Origin of the sequence: Nocardia macrotermitis, assembly GCF_009604405.1 — a bacterium.
Classification (GTDB): Bacteria; Actinomycetota; Actinomycetes; order Mycobacteriales; family Mycobacteriaceae; genus Nocardia; species Nocardia macrotermitis.
Genome location: NZ_WEGK01000005.1, coordinates 512,327 through 530,127, shown reverse-complemented (window position 1 = coordinate 530,127; position 17,801 = coordinate 512,327). Strand labels below are relative to the sequence as shown.

The 17,801-nt window shown below is 67.6% G+C and carries 13 protein-coding genes and 1 pseudogene; 1 reads left to right on the top strand and 13 read right to left on the bottom strand.

Features of this window, described 5'->3' with window-relative positions:
• Positions 1 to 26 precede the first annotated feature (26 nt).
• The 11 genes and pseudogenes from NRB20_RS15240 to NRB20_RS15190 form a co-directional block, all read right to left on the bottom strand.
• Positions 27 to 1,319: an acetyl-CoA C-acyltransferase gene (locus tag NRB20_RS15240; RefSeq protein WP_153410707.1), complete on the bottom strand. Its 1,293-nt coding sequence runs from the start codon at positions 1,317 to 1,319 to the stop codon at positions 27 to 29.
• A 196-nt stretch (positions 1,320 to 1,515) separates the two neighbouring features.
• Entirely contained in the window at positions 1,516 to 2,115 is a 600-nt protein-coding gene (gene hpf / locus NRB20_RS15235; RefSeq protein ID WP_319944966.1) for a ribosome hibernation-promoting factor, HPF/YfiA family, read from the bottom strand.
• Between the two features lie 379 nt (positions 2,116 to 2,494).
• Positions 2,495 to 3,139, bottom strand: a complete 645-nt coding sequence (locus NRB20_RS15230; protein ID WP_153410706.1) for a ComF family protein — start codon at positions 3,137 to 3,139, stop codon at positions 2,495 to 2,497.
• Positions 3,140 to 3,255: 116 nt separating this feature from the next.
• Positions 3,256 to 5,094 carry an MtrAB system accessory lipoprotein LpqB gene (gene lpqB, locus NRB20_RS15225; protein ID WP_153410705.1) on the bottom strand — a complete coding sequence of 613 codons (1,839 nt, stop codon included), beginning with the start codon at positions 5,092 to 5,094 and terminating at the stop codon, positions 3,256 to 3,258.
• 542 nt (positions 5,095 to 5,636) lie between these two features.
• A pseudogene (gene mtrB, locus NRB20_RS15220) lies at positions 5,637 to 7,202 on the bottom strand (MtrAB system histidine kinase MtrB); the annotation flags it as partial.
• A 41-nt stretch (positions 7,203 to 7,243) separates the two neighbouring features.
• Positions 7,244 to 7,921: an MtrAB system response regulator MtrA gene (gene mtrA / locus NRB20_RS15215; RefSeq protein ID WP_067675951.1), complete on the bottom strand. Its 678-nt coding sequence runs from the start codon at positions 7,919 to 7,921 to the stop codon at positions 7,244 to 7,246.
• A 78-nt stretch (positions 7,922 to 7,999) separates the two neighbouring features.
• Complete coding sequence (locus NRB20_RS15210; protein ID WP_153410704.1) at positions 8,000 to 8,647, bottom strand: dTMP kinase; 648 nt, start codon at positions 8,645 to 8,647, stop codon at positions 8,000 to 8,002.
• 205 nt (positions 8,648 to 8,852) lie between these two features.
• Entirely contained in the window at positions 8,853 to 10,328 is a 1,476-nt protein-coding gene (ahcY, locus tag NRB20_RS15205) for an adenosylhomocysteinase (protein WP_153410703.1), read from the bottom strand.
• A 101-nt stretch (positions 10,329 to 10,429) separates the two neighbouring features.
• A complete protein-coding gene (locus NRB20_RS15200; protein WP_319944941.1) occupies positions 10,430 to 11,542 on the bottom strand; it encodes an alkane 1-monooxygenase in 1,113 nt (370 codons plus the stop codon).
• Positions 11,543 to 11,898: 356 nt separating this feature from the next.
• The gene (locus NRB20_RS15195; protein WP_153410701.1) at positions 11,899 to 12,591 is read right to left on the bottom strand and encodes a response regulator; all 693 of its coding nucleotides are present in this window, start codon (positions 12,589 to 12,591) and stop codon (positions 11,899 to 11,901) included.
• Positions 12,588 to 14,114, bottom strand: coding sequence for a sensor histidine kinase (locus NRB20_RS15190; protein WP_153410850.1), 1,527 nt, complete (start codon positions 14,112 to 14,114; stop codon positions 12,588 to 12,590). The genes NRB20_RS15195 and NRB20_RS15190 overlap by 4 nt, the downstream gene beginning before the upstream one ends.
• A gap of 168 nt (positions 14,115 to 14,282) precedes the next feature.
• On the opposite strand from NRB20_RS15190, the gene NRB20_RS15185 reads away from it, so the two are divergent.
• Positions 14,283 to 15,662, top strand: coding sequence for a cation:dicarboxylate symporter family transporter (locus NRB20_RS15185; protein ID WP_153410700.1), 1,380 nt, complete (start codon positions 14,283 to 14,285; stop codon positions 15,660 to 15,662).
• Positions 15,663 to 15,774: 112 nt separating this feature from the next.
• Here NRB20_RS15185 and NRB20_RS15180 read toward each other — a convergent pair whose 3' ends face one another.
• Positions 15,775 to 16,293, bottom strand: a complete 519-nt coding sequence (locus NRB20_RS15180; protein WP_153410699.1) for an NUDIX hydrolase — start codon at positions 16,291 to 16,293, stop codon at positions 15,775 to 15,777.
• A 138-nt stretch (positions 16,294 to 16,431) separates the two neighbouring features.
• Positions 16,432 to 17,784 carry a coenzyme F420-0:L-glutamate ligase gene (locus NRB20_RS15175; RefSeq protein WP_319944965.1) on the bottom strand — a complete coding sequence of 451 codons (1,353 nt, stop codon included), beginning with the start codon at positions 17,782 to 17,784 and terminating at the stop codon, positions 16,432 to 16,434.
• Positions 17,785 to 17,801: the final 17 nt, after the last annotated feature.

Here is a 17,801-nt window from a genome sequence, read left to right as displayed (position 1 = left end):
ACCCGAAAGTGCGCGGCCTCGTCCGGTTACACCCGCTCGAGTACGGCCGAGGCCCCGATCCCGCCGGCCGCGCAGATACCCAGCAGCGCGAAGCTTTTGTCCGAGCGCGCGAGTTCGTTCGCCATCGTGGTCACCATGCGGGCACCGGTCGCACCGAAGGGATGTCCGAGGGACACCGATCCACCGTGCACATTCAGCGTGTCCGGATCGATCTCGCCGACCGCGGTATCCCGATCGAGCCGCGTCTTGGCCCAGTCCTCACTGGCCAGGGCCGCCAGCACCGAGAGCGTCTGCGCGGCGAAGGCCTCGTGAATATCGACGAAATCCACATCGCCCAGGGCTATTCCGGCCTTGTCCAACGCCCGCGGCATCGAGATGGCCGGACCGATCAGCACCTGATCGCGCGGATCCACGCTGACGTAACTCCACGACCGGAATGCCGCGAGCGGCGTGAAACCCAGTGCGCGCGCGGCATCCTCGCTCATCAGCAGCACCGCGGACGCGCCGTCGGTGAGCGGGCTGGCATTGCCCGCGGTGACCGTGCCGTTCTTCGCGAACACCGGCTGGAGGGTGGCCAGCTTCTCGACACTGGTGTTCGCGCGCACCAGACCGTCGCGGGTGACCGTCTTACCTTCCGGCGTAAGGACATCCAGCACTTCGTCGTCGAATCGGCCGGAGTCGATGGCCGCGGCGGCACGGTGATGCGACCGCGCCGCGAACTCGTCCTGGGCCGCACGACCGACGCCGTGGATGGCCGCCATCTTCTCCGCCGACTCCCCCATCACCTCACCGGTGGTGCGCTCGGCGATCTTCGGCCGCCGCGGTAGGAGATCGGTGAACGGCGCGAGCTGCGCGACGGCCGAGAGATAGTCCTTCGGCTTGGGTTTGCCCAGCGCCAGCGGTGCACCCGCGTGCACCAGCTTCTGCGGCAACTTCACCTCGGCATTGCTGGTGGAATCGCTGCCGCCCGCGATCATCACGTCGTATTCACCGCGTTCGATCGCGGCGACCGCCGTGGTCACCGCCTGCAATCCGGACGCGCAGGCGCGGGTCACCGTATGCCCCTCGCAGCCGGGATCCAGGTCCAGATCCAACGCGATCTCCCGCGCGATATTCGGTGCGGCGCCGGGCAGGATCACCCCGCCCCACACGATCGCCTGCACCGCCGCCTTGGGCAGTCCGGTCCGGGACAGCAGCCCGGCGACCGCGGTATCGGCCAGATCGATCGAATCCATCCGCGTGTAATCGGTGAACGCCCGCACGAACGGCGTCCGCACCCCGGACACGATCACGGCACGGCGAGTTGCGCTGGTGGCCATGCGATTTCCTTTCGAGAGATGCACCCCGGCCCCGAACCTACTCCGAAGTAAGAAGAAAATCGATACACCGCGTCACAGAAAACTCCGGCCCCGAGCACGCTCTGTCCCGGACACACCGAAGGGCCGGCGACATCGATGTCGTCGGCCCCTGGCCACCACTCCCCGGGGGAAGCGCCCCGAGGGTACGGACCCGGCTCTACGCGAGCCTGATCAGGCCGTAATCGAAGGCATGGCGGCGGTACACGACCGAGGGACGGTCGGACTCACGATCGTGGAAGAGGAAGAAATCGTGCCCGACCAGTTCCATCTGATACAGCGCGTCGTCCACGGACATCGGGGCGGCGGGGTGCACCTTGGTGCGCACGATATGGCCGGGACCGGCGTAATCGTCCGGATCCATCTCCTGCTCCGAGGCGGCGCCATCGGTGATCGGACGGCCCAGCGATCGATCCCCCAGATCCGCGGTCGCCTCGGCCACCGACACGGGCGTCTTCTCCCCGTAGTGCACCCGGCGACGATCCTTACCGCGACGCAGGCGGCTCTCCAGCTTGTCGGCCGCCTGCTCGAGGGCGGCGTAGAAACTGTCCGCACAGGCTTCCGCGCGCACGATCGGCCCCTTGCCGCGTGCGGTGATCTCGACGCGCTGACAGCTCTTGCGCTGGCGGCGATTACGTTCGTGGAAGAGCTCGACATCGAACAGATAGATCGACGGGTCGAAACGCTCGAGCCGGGAGAGCCTGTCCGCCACATGAATTCGGAAATGATCGGGAACCTCGACGTTGCGGCCCTTCACCACGACGTCGGCACTGGGGACTTTGGGCTGTTCCTCGGGTTCGGCTCGGTCGAAAGCGGCTGAGTCAGCGCTCGCACCGAAGCGGGCCGAGGCATCTGCTTCTTTCACTGAAGGTCGTGAAGTCGTCACGCGTACCTCCCGGATCTGGCCGCACACACGAGTCGTGCGCGGCGGGTATCAAACTCGCATCGAGAGGTGCGTGCGGCGGGCGATGGCTGACACGGCGGCGGTCGCGAGACTCGTTGCACACACCGGAGAACTCGATACGAAAGTCGCTCGAGGCGCCACCTCCAACCTCTGATATCGGGGTGTCAGATCGCTCTGATGGCCACGCTATTACGCCGGAGAGCTGTCCGCCAGTATTCACGCAAATTTTGCCCACTCACACAGCGCAAGTCACCATGACAGCGCGCACGCCGATGCCCGCGGCCGCCAGCGCACGGACGGATTCGCCCGCGGTGGCACCCGTCGTCAGGACGTCGTCGACCAGTACTACCTCGGCATTCGTCGCCGAAACGGCAGCGCGCAGGGACTCGGCGCGAGCTGTGATCCGACCGCGCAGATTGGCTCTGCGCGCCCCGGGACCCAGGCCCACCGAATCCCGTACGGCACGGTGCATTCGCAGCGCTGAAGCCACTTGGCAATCGTGCAGCAAACCCGCCGCGATGCGGGCCACCCGGGTGACCGGATCACCTCCGCGACGGCGGGCGGCGGCCCGTCTGGTGGGTGCCGGAACCAGGATCAGCGACCGACGCGGATCCCGAAGTGTAGCCAGCCCCCTGGCCAATGCCAACCCGAGCGGCGGCGCGAGATCTCGTCGTCCATGCTCCTTGACGGCGATCACCGCCCGGCGGCCCGCGCCGGAGTACCGGCCCAGCGCCCAGCACGGCACCCCCGGATCGGTGCGCGGGCGCACCCGCACCGGTCCACCGGACAGACTGCGCGCGCATCCGGCGCACCAGACGTCACCATGTACCCCACATCCCCCGCACGTGCGCGGCAGGATCAAATCCAGCAGCATCCGCATCGGCCCAGTCTGCCGACGTTTTCCGGACTCGCCAACACCTTCGGTATCGGCCCAGGTGCAACGGGTGCGAACGAAACGACCGGACTACGCCGGGTGCCGAGCACGACCGGCGACGCTCATTCCGGCAGCACCGCGATCGAATTCGCCCCGAGCCCCTGCACCTCACGCCAGAACCGGTCCGCGGCGGGATCGCTGGATTGCAGCTGCATCATCGCTCGCGCATCGGTCAGATACAGCTTGTCCGGCGCGGTGGTCACCACCCGCACCGGCGGCGTCAGATTCTGACTCGGCAGCGATTCCAGATTCGTGCTGTCGATGAAGACCGATTCCAGCGGGTTCACGCTGCCCTCGCGCGCGACGACGAGTTGCTCCGGGGACAACCAGTCGATCGATACCGCCGCGGTACTGAGATTCACCGCGACCGGCGTCGGCGACCGCAACGCGTAACGCCCGTCCGGGAGCCGGACCACCAGGGCCAGATACACCTTGCCGTCGGCGATGATCGCCGCGCGGGCGCCGTCCCGCGAGACCCGCAGTTCGGTGATCGGCAGCCGGGGTACCGGATCGGTGCTGTTCGGTTGTGCCACAGTGAGATCGGAGATGTCGACGTCCTGTTTGGACAGGTTGCCGGTGTCGGGATCGTGCACCGCGCGGATCACCCGGTTGCCGTCGATCACCGTCCACACCGACCGGCCGTCCTGCGTCCACGACGGCCGGGTGAACGAATTCCCCTCCGCCACCGGGAATCTGGTCGTGCCGTCGTAACTGCCGATGACCAGGATGCGGCGCGGCGACGGCGCCGGACGCCCGCTGTCGGCGACCGCGGCGATCAACTGCCCGTCATCGGACAGACCGACCGCCTGCAGATTGCGCACCGTCCCGAAATAGCCCGGCACCGGCGCGATCTTGTTCTGTTCGAGATCCACCGAGACCAGCGTCCCGTCCCGCAGCGCGTGCAGACCGAGCCGGCCGTGCTGATCGGACGCGGGATTCACCGCCCGCACATCGTTCATCGACCAACCTGTGTCGGCGTATCGGGCATCGAGCGGTTTCCCGTCCGCCAGCAGCATGTACGGACCCAGGATCTCGGCCTCGGCCAGCGTCAGCACCACCTGCGCGGCCAGCAGTTCCTTGTCGTGCGGATCCAGTGCCGCGGCGCCGGAGAAGTCCATCCGCACCCCGCCCAGTCCGACCCCGACGTTGGCGGTGTCACCGTTGGCCTTGGTGATCGCGCCGTGCAGCGTCACCGGCGCGGCGAGCAGATTGCGGACCACCGAGGTCAGTTGCCGCTGCGGACCACCGGCCAGCAGCGCCAGGATCCGCTGGGTGAGCTGTTCCTTGGTGGTGTAGATCCAGCGCAGATCGGGCACCATCGCGGTACCCGCGCTGTTCGGGAAGTACAGCGGGACACGTTGATAGGTCTTGTAGAACGCGTCCTTGGCCACCACGACCTCGGGCGGCAACTGGGAGATGCGCCAGTCGTCGCCGACCTTGGTCATCTTGATCTGCGACTCGTACGCCTTGTCGGTGGCGCGGAACGAGCCGTCGGCGTTCAACTCGCCGACCTTCCGGCCCCGGATCTGGTACGTCGCGGTATCGGAGGTCTGGGACAGATGCAGGGTGTCCGGCATGTCCACGATCACGGTTCCGGCGGTGTCGTCCCAGGCCAGGGCCGCGGCGGGGGTCAGGTACAGCCGTGCGGCTCCGTGCCGGTTGGTGGGATCGGCGGTGGCCGTGAGGAAGTCACGCACCAGCAGATCGGGATCGCGCCCCGGTACCGGCGCTGCGGGGCCGGTGCTGGTGGTCTGGCGATCGATCGTGCCCAGCGCCTGCGGGGCGGAGGAGTCCGGCAGATTCGCGCACGCGCCCAGCAGCAGCGTGGCACCGAGGATCAGGCACAGGACCGCACGTAGCCGGGTCCGGCCGCGGCGGCGGCCCCGAGAACGTCGGCTCATGACTTGCTGTCCGCGTCGTCGCCGGAATTCCGTTGAGTCCCTGCGGTTTCGGAGTTCGTCGTCGTATCCGCCGACGACTCGGCGCCCGACGCCGCCACTGCCTCGGCCGTACCCGCTCCGGAATCTGCGGAGCTCGAATCCGATTCCGTGTCAGGTGAATTCGCTACTTCCGAGTTCGAACCCGACTCCGCATCAGCCGCACCCGACACTTTCGAATCCGATTCCGGATCAGACGAACTCGACACCTCGGCATCCGGATCCGATTCCGCACCAGGCGAATTCGACTCGTCCGAACTCGAATCCGACTCCGTGTCAGGCGAGCTCGAAACCTTCGAACTCGAGTCCGCTTCGGTATCGGCCGACGACGCCTCCGACACCGAATCAGGTTCGGGGTCGGACACATTCGGTAGCAACTCCGAATTCGGCTCGGTCAGCACGGCTTCGGACCGAATGGCGTCGGACGGCACCGTGATCACATCTCCCAGATCCGAGCCATCCACCTCCTCGCCGAACGCCGATTCCGCGCGTTCGGTGAGTTCCAGCTGCGCGGTGCGTCGCTTGGGCGGTTCCAGCGGCAGCGGGCTGACGCCCATCTTGCGGCCCCGGACCAGCGGCAACGTCAGCCGGAAGCTCGCGCCCGCGCCCAGCTCGCCCCACGCCTCGAGCTTGCCCTCGTGCAGATTGGCGTCCTCGACGCTGATCGACAGGCCCAGACCGGTACCGCCGGAACGACGCATCCGCGAGGGATCCGAGCGCCAGAACCGATTGAACACCAACTTCTCCTCGCCCGGCCGCAGCCCGACACCCTGATCGCGCACCACGATCGCGACGGAATTGACCTCGGCGTCCCCACGCATGCGCAGCAGCACCGGTTTGCCCTCGCTGTGATCGATCGCGTTGGCCAGCAGGTTCCGCAGCACGCGCTCGACGCGTCGCGGGTCGACCTCGGCGACCAGCGGTTCCTCGGGCAGATCCACGACCACCTCGACGCCGGATTCCTTGGCCAGATGCCGCACCGTGGAGATGGCCGCCCGCGCGCACATCCGCACGTCCAGCGATTCGACCTGCAATTCGGCCACACCGGCGTCGTGGCGGCTGATCTCGAGCAGGTCGTTGAGCAGACCCTCGAACCGGTCCAGCTCGGTGACCAGCAGTTCGGCACTGCGGGCCAGGGCCGGATCCAGCTCGTCACTCGAGCCGTGGATCAGGTCGGCCGCCATGCGCACGGTCGTCAGCGGGGTGCGCAGCTCGTGGCTGACGTCCGAAGTGAACCGCCGCTGTAGATTGCCGAACTCCTCCAACTGGGTGATCTGGTTCGACAGGCTCTCGGCCATCGCGTTGAACGAGATCGCCAGTTTGGCCATATCGTCCTCGCCCCGGACCAGCATCCGCTCCTTGAGCCGCCCGTCGGCGAACCGGCCCGCGATCCGCGCGGCCGACCGGATCGGCAGTACCACCTGCCTGGTCACCAGCATCGCGATCGCGGCGAGCAACACCAGCAGCACACCGCCGCCGATGAACATCGTGCCGCGCATCAGCGACAGACTGCGGTCCTCGTTGGTGAGCTGGAAGATCAGATACACCTCGAGCGTCGGCACCGCGGTGCTGGGACTGCCGATGACCAGCACCCGGCCGTGATAGCCGTCCAGATCCGACACCGTCGCGAACTGATAGCTGACCTGCCCCTGCCGCACGAAGCGGCGCAGTTCGTTGGGTACCTCCTGGACCGGGCCCGCGGAGATCTCCTGCATGTTCTCCCCGACCATCACCAGCGCGGAGTCGAAACTGCCCGCCTCGCTGCCGGATGGCCCGCTGTTGCCGATCGACAGCGCACTGCGCGCCGACTGCAACCTGGTCGCCTGGGTATTCGAGTCGCGCGCCCCGGAGATCTGGCTGTCCACCGTCGCGCGGGCACGCGCCATCTCCTCGACGGCCGCGGCGATCTTGCCGTCGAGGAGCCGGTCGGTGATCTGACTGGTCAGCACCACACCGAGAATGGTGATCACGATCAGCGACAGGGTGAGCGTGGACACGACGACACGCAATTGGAGCGAACGTCGCCAGACATGGCCCAGCGACTCTCCGACGGTCTTGAACCACGCCACCATCGCTGCCAGCAACCGCTCGACGCGGTTTCTGGAGCGATCGATCACGGCGGTCCGGCCTTGTAGCCCACCCCGCGGACGGTCAGTACGATCTCGGGATTCTCGGGATCCTTCTCGACCTTGGCCCGCAACCGCTGCACGTGCACGTTCACCAGGCGGGTGTCGGCGGCGTGCCGGTAACCCCAGACCTGCTCCAGCAGGACCTCACGGGTGAACACCTGACGCGGCTTGCGCGCCAACGCCACCAGCAGGTCGAATTCGAGCGGGGTCAGCGAGATCTGCTGACCGGCCCGGGTGACCTTGTGCGCCGGGACGTCGATGACGATGTCGGCGATGGACAGCAGCTCCGCGGGCTCCTCCTCGGTGCGGCGCAACCGCGCGCGCACCCGGGCCACGAGCTCCTTGGGCTTGAAGGGCTTGACGATGTAGTCGTCCGCGCCGGACTCCAGCCCGAGCACGACGTCGACCGTGTCGGTCTTCGCCGTGAGCATGACGATCGGTACACCGGAATCCGCTCGCAGCACACGGCATACGTCGATGCCGTTCATGCCCGGCAGCATCAGATCCAGCAGCACCAGATCCGGGCGTAGCTCCCGGACCGCGGTCAGCGCCTGTGTGCCGTCGCCGACGGTGTGAGGGTCGAAACCCTCGCCGCGCAAGACGATCGTGAGCATCTCCGCGAGCGCCATATCGTCGTCGACGACCAGAATCTTCGGCTTCATAACTACTATGGTGTCATCTCTCCGGCTCGGAACGGGCAACCACGCCAACACTGGAACGTATCCGACGCACATCCAACCCTATCGGGCAATAATTTTCGACAGACGCGCGGCCAGTATCGCCGGATCGTCCTGCGGTGCATGGCGGCACCACGGGCCGTGCCAGTGTGATTCGGCCATCACACGATAGACCTCGCCGGTGCGTTCCTGTAACCCGCTGTCGCGCTCGTAGGCGTCCAGCGCTCGCGCACTGTCGAGTTCGCCGCGGCGACGGGCACGTTCGGCGGCGAGTTCGACCGGCACCGCCAGCAGCACATGTTCGTCCGGGACAGGCAATTCGAAGCGCCCGAACTCCAATTCCTCGATCCAGGAGGCGATCTCGCCGTCCAGGGATTGTCCGGTCCGCGCTGCGCTGTACGCGACGTTCGAGGCGACATACCGATCCAGCAACACGATGTCGTTGTCCGCCAACAGCTTCGACAGGTCCTCGCGCGCCTGGGCCCGATCCAGCGCGAACAGCAACGCCATCGCGTTCACCGATCCGGCCACATCCCCGTGCCGCCCCCGCAACGCCTCCGCCGCCAGATCCGCGTGCACCGATTTCCCGTATCGCGGAAAAGCCATGGTCCCCACCCGAACCCCGCGCCCGGTCAGCCCGCCGACCACCGTATCGATGAGCGTGCGCTTGCCGGCCCCGTCCAGGCCCTCCACCGCCACCAGTACTCCCATGCGCAGCAGATTACCGCCCACCCCCGACAGAAATCCCACCCCGGTCAACTGCCTCAGCGAGTCGGTTCGTCCAGACGATCCCAGTTGAGCTTGACCTCGATCGGCCCGCCGATCACGGTGACCGCCTCGGCACGGTCATACTTCTGGTGCGGGCGATACATGCCCAATCCCGCCGGATCCCGAGATCCGGCGGGACGTTCCGTTCTCAATACCGGTAGTGCTCGGGCTTGTAGGGGCCCTCGACGTCCACGCCGATGTATTCGGCCTGGTCCTTGGTCAGCTTGGTGAGCTGGCCGCCCAGGGCCTCGACGTGGATGCGGGCGACCTTCTCGTCCAGGTGCTTGGGCAGCCGGTAGACCTCGTTGTCGTACTGCTCCGGCTTGGTCCACAGCTCGATCTGCGCGATGACCTGGTTGGAGAAGCTGTTGGACATCACGAACGATGGGTGGCCGGTGGCGTTGCCCAGGTTCAGCAGGCGGCCCTCGGACAGCACGATGATGGACTTGCCCGAGTCGCCGAACGTCCACTGGTCGACCTGCGGCTTGATGTTCAGGCGGGTCGCGCCCGAACGCTCCAGGCCGGCCATATCGATCTCGTTGTCGAAGTGGCCGATGTTGCCCAGGATGGCCTGGTCCTTCATCGCCTTCATGTGGTCGAGCAGGATGATGTCCTTGTTACCCGTGGAGGTGATGACGATGTCGGCGTTGCCGATCGCCTCGTCCACGGTGACCACGTCGAAGCCGTCCATCAGCGCCTGCAACGCGTTGATCGGGTCGATCTCGGTGACCTGGACGCGCGCGCCCTGACCGGCCATCGACTCCGCGCAGCCCTTGCCGACGTCGCCGTAACCGCAGATCAGCACCTTCTTGCCGCCGATCAGCACGTCGGTGCCGCGGTTGATGCCGTCGATCAGCGAGTGGCGGGTGCCGTACTTGTTGTCGAACTTGGACTTGGTGACCGAGTCGTTCACGTTGATCGCCGGGAACACCAGCTCACCCGCGGCGGCGAACTGGTACAGCCGCAGCACGCCGGTGGTGGTCTCCTCGGTGACGCCCTTGACCGAGTCGGCGATCACGCCCCACTTGCTCTTCTCCGTCTCGAACCGCTCGCGCAGCAGGTTCAGGAACACGGTGAACTCGGCCGAATGCTCCTCGTCGGCGGGGGGCACCACGCCCGCCTTCTCGAACTGCGCGCCGCGCAGCACGAGCATGGTGGCGTCGCCACCGTCGTCGAGGATCATGTTCGCGGGCTCACCGGGCCAGGTGAGCATCTGCTCCGCGGCCCACCAGTACTCCTCGAGGCTCTCGCCCTTCCACGCGAACACCGGCACACCCTGCGGCTCGTCCTCGGTGCCGTGCGGGCCGACGACCACGGCCGCGGCCGCGTGATCCTGGGTGGAGAAGATGTTGCACGAGGCCCAGCGCACCTGCGCGCCGAGCGATACCAGCGTCTCGATCAGCACCGCGGTCTGCACGGTCATGTGCAGCGACCCGGAGATGCGCGCCCCCTTCAGCGGCTGCACCTCCGCGTATTCGCGACGCAGTGCCATCAGGCCGGGCATCTCGTGCTCGGCGAGTCGAATCTCCTTGCGGCCGAACTCGGCCTGCGACAGGTCCGCGACCTTGTAATCGATCCCGTTGCGGCTGTCGGCAGTCATCATGCTGCTCACTGCGGTCGTCATCTGCCTCTCCTGGTCGGCGTATACGCAGAAGAGACTAGTACGAATCCTGCGTACACGGTACGCATGGTCGTTCACCTGCGGATCGAGCGTACGAACAGCGCTCAGGCGGCGGCCGGGCGGCCCTCTTGCGCGGCCAGGATCCGGCGGCGTTTGCGCGGGGCGATATTGGCCCGCGCGACGTCACCGCCGTAGTGCGCCAACACCTTCGGATCCATCACGCGCCGCCACAGCGGCGGCACCGCGGCCAGCAGGAGCATCCCGGCGTAGCCAGCGGGCAACTGCGGGGCCTCCTGCGAACTGCGCAGCGTCTGGTACCGGCGTCCCGGATTCGCGTGGTGATCGCTGTGCCGTTGCAGATGGAACAGGAAGATGTTGGTGACCAGCCGGTCGCTGTTCCAGCTGTCGGCGGGCGAGCAGCGCGCCCACGATCCGTTGGGCCGCCTGGCGCGCAGCAGACCGTAGTGCTCGACGTAGTTGACCGTCTCCAGCAGCCCGGCCCCGATCACCGCCTGTAGCAACAGATACGGCAGGATCATCGGCCCGAAGGCCAGCAGCAGACCGCCGAACAGCACCACCGTCATGGCCCACGCCTGCAGCACGTTGTTCTGCACGTGCCACCAACGTAAGTCCTTGCGCCGCAAGCGTTCCCGCTCGATCCGCACGGCCGAGCGGAAGCCGCCCAGCACGCTGCGCGGCAGGAATTCCCACAGCGACTCGCCCAGCCGGGCGCTGGCGGGATCCTCCGGGGTCGCCACCCGGGCGTGGTGGCCCTTGTTGTGCTCGACGTAGAAGTGGCCGTACCCCGACTGCGCGAGCGCGATCTTCGCCAGCCACCGCTCGGCATGTTCGACCCGATGCCCGAGTTCGTGCGCGGCATTGATGCCGATACCGCTGACCAGCCCCAATGTCGTTGCCAGCCCCAGTTTGTCGACGATGCTCAGCTCGTCGCGAGCCCACAGATACGCCGCGATACCCAGCCCGAACAGCTGGATCGGCAGGAACAGGTAGGTGCACCAGCGGTAGTAGCGATCCTTGGACAACGCCTCGTAATCCTCATCGCGCGGATTACTGCCGTCCTCGCCGACGACCCAGTCCAGCACCGGAATCGCGAGCAGCACGATGATCGGCCCGATCCACCAGAACACCCGTAATCCGGTGTGCAACACCAACTGTGAGGGCAGCAGGGCACAACTGGGCGCGATGAGCCCAAGCACCCACAGGTATCGCTTGGGGTCGGGCCTACCCGAGCGATTGCCGACCGATTGCACGTTTGCCCCGCTAAAAGACTCACTGGAACGACTGCCAGTAGATAGGTACAGACATTACGCGTGTTACACAACGTCTCAGGGCGGATGAGTGGTGACCGTTACATACATTGAACGGATCGGACCCCTGCCCGGCCATTCTTTCGTCATGCCCCGGCCATCACCGCATACGGCAGGCGAACATCCGGCCGCACCCGACGCGCACTCCGCACGTCGGCCCGGCAGTTGCCGACGTAACCACGCCGACCAGGGTGGTCGAACCGATCTTCCGATGGCACAACAAGATTCGATTGCATCGCGATCACTCACCGCCGCCAGACGTAGCGAACCTGCGGACGCCCCGCACGGCCGTAATCGGTCCGCCGCCGCACCGCACCCGCCGTCGCGAGTTGCTCGAGGTAACGCCAGGCGGTAACGCGGGAGACCCCGACCGACCGCCCAGCATCGGACGCCGAGAGCCCGTCGGGCGCGGCCCGCAACGCCCCGGAGATCTGTTCGAGCGTCTGCGGGGACATCCCCTTCGGCGCGGATGCCTTGGGATCCGTGGTGCGCAGCGCGCCGAACGCCCGATCGATATCGTGCTGGGTCAGCGCCGATTCCTGCGCGGGCAGCGCGGCCCGGAATTCCAGATAGCGCTCCAGCTTGTCCCGGAAGGCCGCGAACGGAAACGGTTTGAGCAGATACAGCGCCACCCCGTGCGCCACCGCGGCCCGCACCATCGCCAGATCGCGGGCCGAACTGATGGCGATGACGTCCGGGCGCGGATCCACCTCGGCCAGCGCGGCGGCCACCTCGAGCCCGCCGATATCGGGCAGACCGATGTCCAGCAGCACCAACTCGATCGGCTCGCCCGCCGAGATCGCGTGCGCCACCGCGCGAATCGCGTCCCCGCCGGTGTGCACGACACCGGCGGTCTCGAAACCGGACACCCGCTGCACATAGGAGCGGTGCGCCCGCGCGATCAGCGGATCGTCCTCGACGATCAACACCCGGATCATCGCGGAATCCGTACCACGACAGCCGATTCCGGCGTTCGCTCGGCGCGCAGTTCACCGTCGTGCCGGGCCACCAGCCGCCATACCAGCGCCAGCCCGAGCCCGTGGTGATCGGACTTGGTGGAATAGCCGCGCGCCATCGCGTCCGCGAACACCGCCTGCGACATGCCCGGACCACTGTCGGCGACCCGCACGTACAGTTCGGACTCCGCGGCGCGCACGGTGACTTCGACCCAGGCGTCGGCGTCGTGGGAGACCGCGTCCAGGGCGTTGTCGACGAGGTTGCCGACCAGGGTGATCATCTCCTGCGCACTCAGCGGCGCACTGGAATCAAGCGCGGTGTCCTGCGCGACGGTGAGTTCCACGCCGCGTTCGATCGCCTGATCCACCTTGCCCAGCAACAACGCGGCCAACGCGGGTTCGTGCACCGCCTCGGTCAGCCGATCGATGAGGGCCTGGGACAGCCGCAACTCGGTCGTCGCGAATTCCACGGCCTCCCCGACGTGCCCCAACTCCACCATCGTGATCACCGCGTGCAACCGGTTGGCGGCCTCGTGCGCCTGCGCGCGCAGCGACTCGGCCATGCCGCGCGCGGAATCCAATTCGCCCATGATGCCGCGTAATTCGGTGTGATCGCGGATGGTCAGCACGGTCCCCATCTGACGGCCGGACCAGGTCACCACGTCCTGATTCACCAGCAGCACCCGTTCGGCGGTCACATGCATCTCGTCGCGCACCTCGACGGTGTCCGCGCGCCGCAGCGATACCGGCAGATCCTCGCGACGCACCGGTCCGGGCGGCAGTTCGAGCAGCCGCCGGGCCTCGTCGTTCACCACCGCCGCCTCCTGCGCGTCCCGATCGAACACCACCAGGCCCTCGTGGATCGAATGCAGGACGGCGTCGTGATGCTCGTACAGGGTACGCAGTTCGGCCGGAGCCAGACCGTGGGTCTGACGCAGCAATCGACGACGCAGCGCCAGCGCGCCCAGCACCGCCAGCAGCAGACCCGCGCCCGCCGCGGCCAGGATCAGCGGCAACTGCGCGGTGACCTGATCGCCGATGCGGGACCGGGTCACCCCCGCCGAGACCAGGGCGATGACGCGGCCGTTCTCCTCGACCGGCGTCACCGAGCGGATGGACGGGCCCAGCGATCCGGTGTAGGTCTCGGTGAACGTCTCGCCGTTCAACGCGCGAGCTATGTTGCCGCTGAACGGTTTTCCGATCAGGGATACATCGGTGTGGGTGTACCGGGTGCGGTCCGGGGCCATCACGACGATGAAATCCACCCCGGTGCGCCGCCGGACGCGTTCGGTCATCGGTTGCAGCAGCACCTCCGGATCCGGGGTGTGCACCGCGTCCACCGTGGCGGGCGACTGCGCGATCGAGACGGCGATACCGATCACCCGCTGCCGGGTCGCGTCGTCCTGCTGACGCCGCACCTCCCACACCGCCAGCGCCGAACCGACCGCGATCACCACGACCAGTACCAGCAGTTGGACGACGAAGACCTGACCGGCCAGGGTCAGCCCCCGGCCACGCCACCACCCGGCCCGGTCCTTCGCCCGCACGACACCTCCTGTGAACCGCATCCGTGAACGAAATGTACGCAATGGTGACCGGCGTCACCACAGCCGCCAGGATTGGGCCACCAACGCGTGGGTGCTGCCCACGCCGGACCGGAGGCAATGATCGCCATGAACAACCCGACCGGGTCGCACCGTCGCGACCGAACCCACTGGCTCTACCTGGCCGTCATCGTGGCCGTGGTCGCCGGAATCCTGACCGGCTGGCTGGCGCCGGGATTCGGCAAATCGGTGGGTGAGTTGGGCACCATGTTCGTCAACCTGATCAAGATGATGATCTCGCCGGTCATCTTCTGCACGATCGTGCTGGGCATCGGCTCGGTGCGGGCGGCCGCGCGGGTCGGCCGGATCGGCGGCATGTCGATCGCCTACTTCCTGGTGACCTCGACGGTGGCCCTGGCGATCGGGCTCGGAGTCGGCAACCTGCTGCATCCCGGCACCGGGCTGAACATCCACGAACATGCCGCCGCGGCCGCGAAATACGCGCATCAGGCCGAGGGCGCCGGGGGCACCTGGCATTTCCTGGAGAGCATCATCCCGACCTCGCTGCTGTCCTCGCTCACCGCGGGCAGCGTGCTGCAAACCCTGTTCGTGGCGCTGCTGGTCGGCTTCGCGATCCAGGCGCTGGGCAGTTCGGGTGAGCCGATCCTGCGCGGGGTGTCGCTGATCCAGAAGCTGGTGTTCCGGATCCTGTCGATGATCCTGTGGCTGGCGCCGATCGGCGCGTTCGGCGCGATCGCCAACGTGGTCGCCGACACCGGGATCGGTGCGGTGAAACAGCTTGCGGCCCTGATGCTCGCGTTCTATCTGACCTGCCTGATCTTCGTGTTCGGCGTGCTGGGCGTGACGATGCGACTGGTCGCGGGGGTGTCGATCTTCCGGCTGGTGCGCTACCTGGCGCGGGAGTACCTGCTGATCTTCTCGACCTCGTCCTCGGAGTCCGCGCTGCCGCGGCTGATCGCGAAGATGGAACATCTGGGCGTCGAGCGGTCCACGGTGGGCATCGTGGTGCCGACCGGATATTCGTTCAACCTGGACGGCACGGCGATCTATCTGACCATGTCCTCGCTGTTCATCGCCGACGCGATGGGTAAGCCGATGTCGCTGGGCGCGCAGGTCGGCCTGCTGGCGTTCATGATCATCGCGTCCAAGGGCGCGGCGGGGGTGACCGGTGCGGGGCTGGCCACGCTGGCCGGCGGCTTGCAGAGCCATCGCCCGGATCTGATCAACGGGGTCGGGCTGATCGTGGGTATCGACCGGTTCATGTCCGAGGCCCGGGCGATCACCAACTTCTCCGGTAACGCCGTCGCCACGGTGCTGGTCGCCACCTGGACCCGCACCATCGATCCGGAGCGCGTCCGCGCGGTGCTGAACCGCGAGTTGCCCTTCGACGAATCGGCGCTCACCGACGACCACGGGACCGCGCCCGCCGCGACGTCGCCCGAGAATCCCCCGGAGATCCCGGAGAAGAAGGACCTGATCCCGGCCTGAGCGACCGGATCCCCGACCGGGATCAGCGCGCCGACGCACCCCTCTCACCCTGGGGAGTGCGTCGGCGCTTCCATCTGCGTTGCCGGGGAACAGGTTCCGCGCCGCTGCACGATCAGGGCAGCAGCAGATCCGATTCGGGCGGCAGGGCGTTCACCGGCCACCAGCGCAGATCGGTGGATTCCGAACTGCGCACCGGGACAGCGCCTTTCGGGGCCCGGATCTTGAACAGCAGATCCAGGTGCCGGGTGGGCCGCCCGAGCGAGCAGGTGATGGGGTGGGCCTGCGCACCGTAGAGACCGGGTTCGAGCACCAGATCCGGGATGCCCGATTCCTCCGTCGCCTCGCGCAGCGCCGCGCCCGCCACGGTGTCGTCGGATTCCTCACAGTGGCCGCCGAGCTGGATCCACAGGCCCACGCGCGGATGCAGCGTCAGCAGCACCTCGCGCTCGTCGTGCGAGAAGACCATCGCCGAGGCGGTGATGTGCCCGGCGGCATGCTCACGCAGACACCCGCGCGGAGCCGAGCCCAGGAACGCGAGCATGGCCTGTCGCAGCGACTGCTCCGAACCCGTTGCCGCAGGCCAATTTTCGAGCAACTCCGTAGCCGAATCGTGCAGCGAACCTGCGCTCATCACAACCTTTCTCGTACCGAGATTCGTCCCGCCCCGGGATATACCTCCGAACGGGACGATGCCGACGGCCATCCGCTCTGACGGGCGCGTTCACTCCCACTGTCGTCCGGCCGCCGGTCGTCGTCGGATCCACCTGTCTTACAGCTCGATCAGACCGAGGCCCGGATCGCGCGGTTCACGCGGGGCGAGTTCCTCGTCCGGATAGCCGATCGCGATCGCTCCCAACGGATTCCACTCGGTACTCAACCCGAGCACCTCGCGGGTGGTCTCCGGGGCGAAGATGGTCGAGCCGATCCAGCAGCTGCCGACACCCTCGGTGGCCAGCGCGACCAGCAGCCCCTGCACCGCCGCGCCGACGGCCACGGTGAACATGGTGGATTCGGCGGCCCGGCGACGTTCGTCCGGATAGTCGTGCGCACCGTCGGGCAGGCAGAACGGGATGATCACCTCGGGCGCGTCGAACAGGAGCTGCCCGCGCGCGACCCGCCGCTCCACACTCTCGGCACTGCGGCCGTCGCCGGTGAGATCCGCGCGCCACGCGTCGGCCATTGTCCCGAGCAGCCGCGCCCGCAACGCGCGATCACGCACCCAGACGAACCGCACCGGCCGGGTGTGGTGCGGCGCGGGCGCGGTCAACGCCACCGCGACCGCGGACCGGATCAACTCGGGATCGACCGGGGTGTCGGCGAATCGGCGCACCGAACGACGCAGCAGCAGCGCCTCGCGCCGTCCGCGCTCGATCGCCTCGGCGGTGCCGAGCCAGAACAGATCGTCCTCGCCGCCACGCAACAGATCCGCGGCGCGCGAACCGTCGTCGTGGGGCGTGAGCCCGCGCACCACCGCGACCGGGACGCCGCCAAGTTTGCCCTTGGCCAGATCGGCCGCGGCGGCCAGTTCGTCGGCGACCGCGACCTGGGTGACCTGGAGTTCGTTGCCCTGCCCGTCGACCGAACCCGCGTAGTCGTGCAGCACCCGCAGCCCGGCCGCGCCGATCGCCGCGTCGGTCTGGCCGTTGCGCCAGGCCCGGCCCATCGTGTCGGTGACGACCACCGCGACGTCCACGCCCAGCCGCTGCGCCAGCGCACCGCGCAACGCCGCCGCGCTGGCATCGGGATCGCTGGGCAGCAGCACCAATTCGCCCTGTTCGACATTCGAACCGTCCACACCGGACGCGGCCTGCACGATGCCGAGCTTGTTCTCGGTGATCAGCGTGCGGCCCTTCTGCGCCAGCACCCGCACCGCCTCCGAACGCACCAGCTCCCGGCGGACCGCGTCGCGTTCCTCGGGATCGGCTGGGGCGGCGACGATCCGGCCCTCCACCTTCGCGACGATCTTGCTGGTCACCACCAGCACATCGCCGTCGGCGAGCCAGGGAGCCTGTGCGGCAAGGTGTTCGGCGAGATCGTCGCCGGGACGGAACTCCGGCAGTCCGGGCACGGGGATGATCCGCAGCTCGCCGCCGGGCGCGTGATCACCGGTCTCGGAGAACACCGGCCCGCGCTGTGTCG